The sequence below is a fragment of the Microbacterium sp. genome, assembly GCF_036277215.1.
Classification (GTDB): Bacteria; Actinomycetota; Actinomycetes; order Actinomycetales; family Microbacteriaceae; genus Microbacterium.
On record NZ_DASUNI010000349.1, the window covers coordinates 1 to 9509 of the forward strand.

At 72.0% G+C, this 9509-nt stretch carries 5 protein-coding genes; 1 reads left to right on the forward strand and 4 read right to left on the reverse strand.

Translation table 11 applies throughout. The features are described from left to right. Together VFX99_RS16965 and nudC are read right to left on the reverse strand one after the other, a co-directional pair. On the reverse strand, positions 1 to 1044 hold a 1044-nt coding region (locus VFX99_RS16965; protein WP_329667469.1), incomplete at its 3' end, for an ATP-dependent helicase. Then, entirely contained in the window at positions 1041 to 1955 is a 915-nt protein-coding gene (gene nudC, locus VFX99_RS16970; protein WP_329667470.1) for an NAD(+) diphosphatase, read from the reverse strand. The genes nudC and VFX99_RS16965, both read right to left, overlap by 4 nt. A 77-nt stretch (positions 1956 to 2032) precedes the next feature. Between nudC and VFX99_RS16975 the strand changes: the two genes are divergently transcribed. Then, positions 2033 to 3334 carry a phosphotransferase gene (locus VFX99_RS16975; protein WP_329667471.1) on the forward strand — a complete coding sequence of 434 codons (1302 nt, stop codon included), beginning with the start codon at positions 2033 to 2035 and terminating at the stop codon, positions 3332 to 3334. Between the two features lie 48 nt (positions 3335 to 3382). Here the strand turns inward: VFX99_RS16975 and VFX99_RS16980 are convergent, their stop codons facing one another. Both VFX99_RS16980 and VFX99_RS16985 read right to left on the reverse strand, forming a co-directional pair. Beyond that, positions 3383 to 6724, reverse strand: coding sequence for an ATP-dependent DNA helicase (locus VFX99_RS16980; protein ID WP_329667472.1), 3342 nt, complete (start codon positions 6722 to 6724; stop codon positions 3383 to 3385). Next, on the reverse strand, positions 6721 to 9509 hold a 2789-nt coding region (locus VFX99_RS16985; RefSeq protein WP_329667473.1), incomplete at its 5' end, for a PD-(D/E)XK nuclease family protein. The genes VFX99_RS16980 and VFX99_RS16985, both read right to left, overlap by 4 nt.

The following is a 9509-nucleotide window of genomic DNA, read 5'->3' on the forward strand; positions in this document are numbered from 1 at the left end:
GACACCGCGAGCCTCGGCGACGTCGTCGTCGTAGGCGGTCACGGTGGGTGCATCCGAGTTCCGCGGAGCGGTCGCCTCCGCGGATTCCTCCGCTCCCGCGTCGGCCCGCGGGCGTCCGCGGGATGCGGTGAGCTCGAGGGCGCCCGGCCTGCCGCGCATCAGCTCGTTCGCGACGGCGAGGATCGCGGCATCCGATCGGTCGTTCGTCTCGAGGCGCACGACCCGCGCGTCCTCGTGAGCGCCCGCGAAATCGAGGAGGAAGCGTGCGTCGGCGCCCGCGAACGAGTAGATCGTCTGACTCGCATCGCCGACGACGCAGATGTCGCGACGGTCGCCTCGCCACAGCTCGAGCAAGCGGTGCTGCAGTGGCGACACGTCCTGGAACTCGTCCACCGTGAAGTGGCGATACTGCTCATGAACGGATGCCGCCACGTGCGGCTCCGCCTCCAGCATCCCCGCACACGCGAGCAGCACGTCCTCGAAATCGAGCTGCCGCCGCTGATCCTTGAGCTTCTCGTACGCCCGCTGCAGGTCGGCCACGCGCGACACGTCGAGCCGGCCGACGCCCTCGGGGCGGGCCGTCGCATACGCCTCGATGCTGCGCATGGTCACCTTGCGCCACTCGATCTCGCTGGCCACGTCCCGCAGCGTGGCGACGTCGGGTTCGATCCCCATCCCGTCGGCGGCGTGCGCGAGAAGGCGGACTTTGTTGTCCACTATCCCCGGGGCGGTGTCACCCGCGACGGTGGGCCAGAAGTAGTTCAACTGGGCCAGCGCCGCGGCGTGGAACGTCCGCGCTGAGACGCCTTCGACGCCCAGAGCACGCAGCCTTCCCCTCATCTCACCGGCGGCCTTCGCGGTGAAGGTGACCGCCATGACCCGGCCCGGCGAGTACGCCCCCGTGTCCACGCCGTGCGCGATGCGGTGCGTGATCACGCGAGTCTTGCCGGTGCCGGCGCCGGCGAGCACGACCACCGGCCCGCGCAGGGTCGTCACCGCCTCGAGCTGGCGATCGTCCAAGCCGGAGAGTGCGCGGTCATTCATTCCGAACTCGCGTACCAATCGGTGATCAGCCGGTGCGCGATCGATGCCGCGCCGGGCAGCAGCAGGTCGCTCGTGCCCGCCAGCCCCGCGCCGATCTCGGCGCGCTCGAACCAGCGCACGGCGACGATCTCCTCGCCGTCGGCCTCCGCGGTGGCGTCGTCGGCGGCGATCGCGAGGAACCCGAGCATCAGCGAGCGCGGGTATGGCCAGGCCTGCGACCCGCGGTATTGCACGTCGACGACGTCCACCCCCGCCTCCTCGCGCACTTCTCGTGCGACGGCGGCCTCGAGCGACTCGCCGGCCTCGACGAAACCGGCGAAGCACGAGAAGCGATTGCCCGCCCAGAGCGCATTCGATCCGAGCAGCAGCCGATCGGGATGATGTGCGCTGGTGATTGCGACGATGACCGCCGGATCGGTCCGCGGAAAGTGCTCGCGGCCGCACGACGGGCAGTGCCGCGACCATCCGGCGGTGCGGATCTCGGTCCGCGCACCGCAGGCGGGGCAGAACGGCGCCTCGATCAGCCAGCGGCCGAGGCTCAGGGCTTCGACGAATGCGCCGGCCTCCCATGCCGGCAGCGTTCCGCCGACCGTGCGCAGCGCGGCCCACCCTCCCGGAGCGGCGAACAGCTCCTCGTCGGTTCGCAGGAACACGGCGGCGAGGACGGCTTCGCCGTCGTGGCCGCGACCGAGGAACGCCCACTCCGCGCCGCTCGGCACGTGCGACGGCGAAGTCCAGTGAAGAGCGTCGGGAGCGGCGAGCGGCGCGGCGTCTCCGTTGATCACGAGGACGAGGGTCGCGGCATCCGCTCGTGCCGCATCGAGCAGGCCGGGCCTCGCACGCTCTTCGGCGGCGCGGTTCAACCCCGAGCGGGCGAGCGCAGGAGGCTGGGTGCTGTCGGGCGCCGTCATCAGGACCTCTCTGCCGCTGGCGGACAAGCCGGGCGTGGCGCGGGGGCGCACGAGCGCACCCGACCTACCCTGGGCACATGGCACGCTCTCCCCTCACTCTAGCCGCGTCGGTGACGTCGGCTCTGCCCCGCGTGGGCGTCGTCGGCGTCGGCGTCCTGACCGAGGGCGCGGCCGGTCGCTACGACGCCGCCCTCGCCGAACTCGACGACGGGCGCCGGGTCGTCGTGCGTGCCCCGGCCGACACGGATGCGGCGCCCGAACTGGCTGCCGAGGCTCGCGCGCTGCGCGCACTGACTCCCGGAGTGCGGGGCCTCCTGCCCTTCCGCGCGCCGGAGCTCCTCGGCGAGACGGGCATCGGCGATGCCCGTGCGGTGGTCGTGGACTTTCTTCCGGGGTATCGCGTGGACGCCGCGCATCTGCCCTCCGGTCGAGGAGCAGCGACCTCGATCGGCGAGGCTCTCGCTGCGCTTCACGCTCTTCCGCTGTCGATCGTGCGAACCGAGGGGCTCCCCGTCCGCACTCCGCAGCAGGTCCGTGACGACGTTTCGCGACTGGTCGACCGGGTCGAGGCGACGCGTTCCGCGCCGCTCGCGCTGCTGGATCGCTGGCGCCGTGCCGTCGCGGCCGACGAGCTCTGGCGCTTCGAGTCCGCCGTCGTGCTCGGCGGAGCGGGCGCGGCATCGTTCCTCTTCGAGGACGTGGATGCCGTCCCGCACGTCACCGGCGTGCTCGAGTGGCACGGACTGTCCGTGGGCGATCCGGCGACGGACCTCCAGTGGCTGGCGTCCGCTCCGGCGGCAGCGGCAGACGTCTACGCTTCCTACGTGGCACGCAGTGGCCGGGCGCCGGACGCCCTCGTTCGGTCGCGCGCCCGCCTGTACGCCGAACTCGAGTTCGCGAAGTGGCTGGTGCACGGAACCGAGACGGGCCGCCAGGACATCGTCGACGACGCCGTCGGCCTGCTCGAGTCGCTGGCGGCGGGTGTGCGCGACGACGACATCGTGTCGGATGCCGCACTCGGAGTCGACGAAGCGATCGCTCTGCTCGACCGCGTGCCCGAGGCTCAGTCCGCGGCCGTCGACACGTCGATGCACACCGACGCGTACGACCCGGAGGAGCTGGCGCTGTGGGTCGGCACCGGTGACGCCGAGGGTCCCGACGAATCGCTCGATGCTCCGGTGACTGCGGGCGGCTCGCCCGAGGCGACCGACCCGCCGTACGACGACGTCTCGACCGCGCCGATCGACATCTCCACCTGGGCGAAGCGCAAGGACGACGCGCCCGCCCCTGCCCCGACGACCGGGACCGACAACTCCGACGCGCAGGCGGACGCCGAGCGGGCATCGGACGCGGCACTGCGTCGCTGGCTGTCCGAGTAGCCGCCGCTCGCAGCTGAGCGGAAGCTCTCGGCGCTCCCGTGCGTCGCGTCAGCCGCGCAGAACCAGATCGTCGGCCACGTAGTACAGCGCCACGTCGATCTGGTCGAGGGGAACGCCGTGCTTCTCGTGATAGGCGCGGCGATACAGCTGCAGCTGCAGCATCCGCTCTTGCCGTTCTGAGGCGGTGCGCGGGGGGGCGCCGGTCTTCCAGTCCACGATCTCGATCCGACCCCCACGGTCATCGCGCCGGTAGACGGCGTCGAGCTTGCAGATGACCACGTGCGGCCTCCCGTCGAGTCCTGCCGCGCCCTCTGCCACCGGGAAGTCGATCTCGGTCTCGACCTCGATCGGGCTGAGCGCTCCCCATTCGGACGCGGCGAAGTTCGCCTGCAGCTTCGCCAAGACCTCCGCGTCCTCCGCCGACGCCGTGGTTGCCGGCGCGTCCTCGTCGAGTTCCCAGAGCGCGTCGTCCAGAGAGCGCGCCATGCCGATGCGGCCCGAGCGCTGTTCGACCCACGCGTGGAACAGCGTCCCGAGCCGGGTCTGGCGGAAGGGACGCTCGGGCATCGGCCGCGCGATGCGTGCGACCGTTCCGGCGTAATCCGACACGAACTCCTTGTACCGCGAGGCCGCGATGCGCGTCGGAGCCGCATCCGCTGAGGGTCGTCGGCGCTCGTCGCGCTCCGCCAGGAGCAGGGCCGCGTCACGGTCGGGGGTCGCGCGCGGCAAAGCCGCAGCGGCCCGAACCGCGGCGGCGGCGCGCTGCACCGCCTCGCGGCGGGCGCCGAGTGGATCGATCGGCCACTGCAGCACCCGGCGCTCGCCGAGGTAGGGGTCGTCGCCGGGATCGTCATCAGCCAAGTCGAGCCCGAGGGCGGCGGCGATCTCGCTGAGGAACACGCTGCGCTCGCGGGGGCGCTTCGTACCCGACCAGCTCGCACCGGACAGCAGGAGGTGGTCCCGCGCACGGGTGACCGCGACGTACGCGAGCCGCCGGTCCTCCTCGAGCTGACGGGCCCGGTTGGCAGCGACGAACGAGTCGAAGGCGGCCTTCAGGTGCTGCTGGGTCGGCGCTACGGCCCTCTCCCACTGCAGCGCGGGCAGCCAGCGCGCGTCGCCGCGGAATGAGTAGGGCAGGATTCCGAAGCCCAGCCAGCCCTTCGTGTCGCGCGGCATGCTCGGCAGCTCGTCCTTGACCAGGCGCACGACCGCCACGGCATCCCACTCCAGGCCCTTGGAGCCGTGGATGGTCAGAAGTTGGACCACATCGGCCTCGGGCGGTTCGGTGCGGGGGGCGAACTCGTCGAGCTGCTCGGCATGGTCGAGCCAGGCGAGCAGGTTCGCGATCGAGCCCGACTCGTCGGCAGCGAGGAAGGCATGCAGCTCGTCGACGAACGCGCGCAGCTGAGCCGAGGCGATCCGGGCCGGTCCGCGCGATTCGTTCGCCGCGAGTTCGACGTCCAGCCGCAGCTCCACTTCGATGAGCCGCACGATGTCGGGGATCGGCATCCCGACCGCCCGGCGCAGTCCCGCGAACACCGAAGCCGCGTCGCGCAGCCGCTCGCGCGCCTCGCGCGTGAATCCGCTCAGCCAGCCGTGATCGGGCTGATGACGCAGCACGAAGTCGAGCGCATCCACCAACGACCCGTCGTCGTCTCCGGCACTGCTGCGGATGCGCTCGACCACGTCAGGGGCAAGGGGCTGGAGTGCGGCATCGTGCCGCGCGATGCGGCGCGCCAGGGCGCCGAGCTCACGCAGGTCGGGCAGCCCGATCGCCCACCGGGGGCCCGCGAGCAGCCGGATCAGCGCCGACCCCGCGCTCGGGTCGCTCAGCACCCGCAGCGCGCAGACGACGTCCACCACCTCCGGGGTCGAGAGCAGTCCGCCGAGCCCGAGGATGCGGTGCGGGATGCCATGCCGTCCGAGTGCATCCCCGAAGCGCACCATGTGCTTCTTGCTGCGGAACAGGATCGCCCCCGTCGTCGAACGCCCGTCCATCGCCCGCGCGGCGCGGACCTGGGCGAACCACTCCGCCACCCGGTCGGCCTCGGTGTCGAGATCGGTCTCGAATACCAGTCCGACAGAGCCGCGCGGCGCCGCCGGCCGCGCCCGCAGCTCGTCGACGGCGACGGATGCCGAGGCCGCGAGCGGTGCCAGCACGGCGTTCGCGGCGGTGAGCACGTCCGAGCTGTTGCGCCAGCTGGTCAGGAGCGAGAAGTGCGCGCACGTCCGATCGGGAGAGAACGCCGCAGGGAAGCCGCCGAGGTTGCCCGCGCTCGCTCCTCGCCAGCCGTAGATCGCCTGGTGCGGGTCGCCCACCGCCATCACGCCGGAGTCCGCGAACAGGGCGGCGAGCAGATCTGTCTGCACCACCGAGGTGTCCTGGTACTCGTCGAGAAGCACGACGCGGTAGCGTTCGCGCACCTCGGCTGCCACGACCGGGTGGGTGCGCACCACATCAAGGGCTCCTGCGACCTGATCCGAGAAGTCGAGCACGCCGATCCGGCGCTTCTCGGCCGCATACTCCCGGGCGAGGTCGGCGAGCAGGGCGAGGGCGCCGACCTTCTCCTGGGCCTCCGCCACATCGCCGTAGACCACGGTGCCCTTGCGGGTCGACGGCCGCTCGAGCACATCGCTGAACCGGCTCGGGAAGTCGGCGAGCTCGTCGAATGACACGAGATTGTCGACCCCGTCGCGAGCGATCCGCAGCGCCGCGTCGACGATGCTGCGCACCGCCTCGCCGCGCGTCTCCAGCCGCGGGTCGTCCGAGGCGAACACCACTCGGCGCATCAGCAGCCACGCCGCCGACTCGGAAAGCAGTACCGCCTCGGCGTCGCGACCGATGCGGACCGCGTGCTCCCGAACGATCTGGTCGGCGAAGCTGTTGTACGTCGCGACCGTGGGACGGTGCAGCAGCGTGTCGTCGTCGGGCGCCCCGGGCGACGCGCGCACTTCGGCGGCGAGTGCGTCCATCGCGGCGTGACGCGCCGCCGACGCCTTCGCGCCGTCGCCCCCGGCACGCTCGAGCTCGCCGAACAGGTCGAGGCGACCGTCCGCGTGCAGTGCGGGCAGTGCGGCGAGCAGCCCGCGCTGCTCGAATTCGGCCAGCCGTTGCAGTCGACGCTGGATGCGGTCGGAGAGCTCGCCCGCCGCCTTGCGCGTGAAGGTGAGACCCAGCACTTCATCGCGGCGGACGATCCCGTTCGCCACAAGCCAAACGACACGCGCGGCCATGGTCTCGGTCTTTCCACTGCCGGCTCCGGCGACGACCAGGGCGGGAGCGAGGGGCGCCTCGATCACCGCAGCCTGTTCGTCGGTCGGCGGGAACTGGCCGAGTGCCGCCGCGATCACGTCCGCCGACAGCGTCGCCAGCGAGAGTGATGCCGTCATGATGCGCTCACCGCGCCGATCGTGTGGATGCGGCACAGACCGTACGAGAACTCGTCGCGGCAGTGATCCTCGTACGGCGCGGTGAAGGACGTTCCCCGCATGACGTCGACGGCCGCCCGGACGCGGCCGAGGAACAGCTCCCGCCGCTCGTCGTCGAACGGGGGCTGCCACGGCGTGGCGTATTCCGATCGGGTCGCCGTCGGACGCAGCACGAGCAGCTTCGCCCCTCCCGGCGGAAGCCCTGCCGCAGCGGGGATCGCACCGGACTCGTACGCCAGCTGGTATGCACCGAGCTGCGGATTGTCGACGACCTTCGCATCGGTCTGAGGCTCGCGCTTACCCGTCTTTAGGTCCATGATCACGACCGTGCCATCGGGCGTGAGCTCGACGCGGTCGATGTACCCCGACAGGATCGCGCCGTGCTCGAACGCCGCGGAATCCTCCAACGGGATCGCCACCTCGAAATGAGGCTCCGCGCCGATGAGCGCGCCGCCGGACTCTTCGAACCGACGCAGATACAGATGCAGCCTCCGCACGAGGTCACGGGCTCGCGTTCGTTCCGCCCGGTCGCGCCAGGCCGCTTCGAACGTCAGCTCGCCCCACCGCGACTCGACCTCGGCCCACAGGCTCGCCTCGTCGGAGCCGGCCGAATGTTCCAGCGCCGCGTGGATGATCGTGCCGAGACCCGCCGTAGCCCCGCCCGGATCGCCACCGAGATCGCCGATGACCCAATTGAGCTCGCACTCCTCGAGCGCATGCAGGCGCGACGGCGACACGCGCACGTCCTCCCGGGAGAGGTCGCGCAGCGGCCCGGCGGAAGTGGGCGCGGCCACACCGAACCATTCGCTCGGCGCGGCGCCGGGAACCGCAGCATCGGCCAGCAGAGCCAGCTGCCTCGCGGACCGCTCGGCATCGCCGCGCGCGGATGGGTCGGTCAGTGCCCGCCGGTGCTGCGCGACGAGCCCGCGCAACGACAGCGGGTGCTCGACCGTGTATCGCTCGGGGTCGGGCAGGAACTCGAAGAAGACGCTCGGCCCGGTGTCGTCGTCGTCGACTGAGGTGACGACGACGCGCTCCGTCGCGCGCGACAGCGCGCGCGCGAGCAGCCGGAGCTCGTCGTGCATCGCGGCACGGCGCCGATCCAGCGTGGACGCGACACCGCCGTCTGCGCGGGCAGCGGCATCCGCCAGGCGCCACGTGTCCAGCAGTGATCCTCGCAGCCGCGTATTCGGCCACACCCCGTCCTGCACACCCGCGATCACCACCGTGTCGAACTCGGTGCCCAGCGCCCCGGCAGGAGTGAGAATGCGCACGGTCTCCCCGCCGGAGGGTGCATCGAGCCGGTCCTCGGCGACGCCGCTGTCGAGGATGCCGCGCACGAACACCCGCGGGTCGGCATCCAGCGATCGCTCGACGAACCGCTTCGCAGCCTGGAACAGGGCGACCACCGCATCGAGATCGCGGTTCGCCTGCTCGGCGAGCGGACCGGCGCCGCGCGCGAGCTCGGACCATGACCGTTCCAGCCCGCTGCGATCCCACGCCGTCCACAGCAGCTCGTGCGCCGTCGCACCCCGTGCGAGCTCTTCTCGCAGCACGGCGAGCGTCCGGGCCACGACAGCCGCCCGCCGGGCCTCGCGCGTATCGATCAGGTCGAACTCGAGCGGCTGCCGCATCGCCGAGAGCAGCAGCTCGCGTCCGGACAGCGCCGGATCGGCGCCCGGTTCCTGAGCTTGCCGGAGGGCGGTGTGACGCAGCGCCGATCTCAGCCGGCGCAACTCGATGGGGTCGAGGCGCCCGCCCGTCCCGAGCAGCGCCTCGACCGCGTCATCGGAGGTCCATTCGTCGCGAGCCGCCAGGTCGATGAGGCGCAGCAGATCACGCACCGGGGCGAGCGTGCCCAGGGGCCGCCCCGGGCCGCTGGACCGCGTGGGAACCTCCCGCGCGCCGAGCTCGACTTCGAGCGCCGCGACCTGACGCGTGTCGTGAGCGAGAACGCCGCACGCCGACCAGGGGACCCCGTCATGCACGTGCCGTTCGCGCAGCAGCCGCGCGATGGCGTCGTACTGCTCGGCCGCCGAACGCAGCGTCAGTGCGCGCACCGACCCGTCGGCTGCCGCGCCGCCTCCGCCCGAGCGATGCGCGACCACGCCGACCGCGCCGATGCGCTGCGTCACCTGGCGGACCAGCTCGTTCTGCCAGGCGGTGCCGCGGTGAGAGACCCCGAGCACCGAGACGCCGCCGAGGCTCGCCGCGAGGCGGGCGAAGTTCTCGGGCGTGGCACCGCGGAAGGCTCCCGACCCGACATCCGGGTCGCCGAAGGCCAGCACCGCCGTGCCCCGGTCGACGCACGCCTCCAGCAGCTCCACGCCGCCGAGGGTCAGCTCCTGCGCATCGTCCACCAGGATGACCGCGGCGCGGCCGACCGCCTCTGCGCCCAGAGGGGCGGTGCGCAGCACTCCGACGGCCTCGCGCACCAGCCCCGCGGCATCCCGGTGCGCGCCGCGCATGTCGGCCCGGACGTGAAGGTACTCATCCAGGAAGGACGCCATCGTCTCCCACACCGGGATCGCGTGGGCGGCGCCGAGTTCGCGGAGCCGGCGCGATTCGATGCCGAGGGTCGTGCACTCGGCCAGGAAGGCGCGCACTTCGGTGCGGAAGCCCTTCGTGGAGCGGATCGCCGTGCCCAGCCAGTCCGGCCAGCGGCCGCGACCATCGGCCTCGTCTTCGGCATCTCCCTGCAGCAGATCCTGGATGAGCTGATCTTCGTCACCGCCGGTCAGCAGCT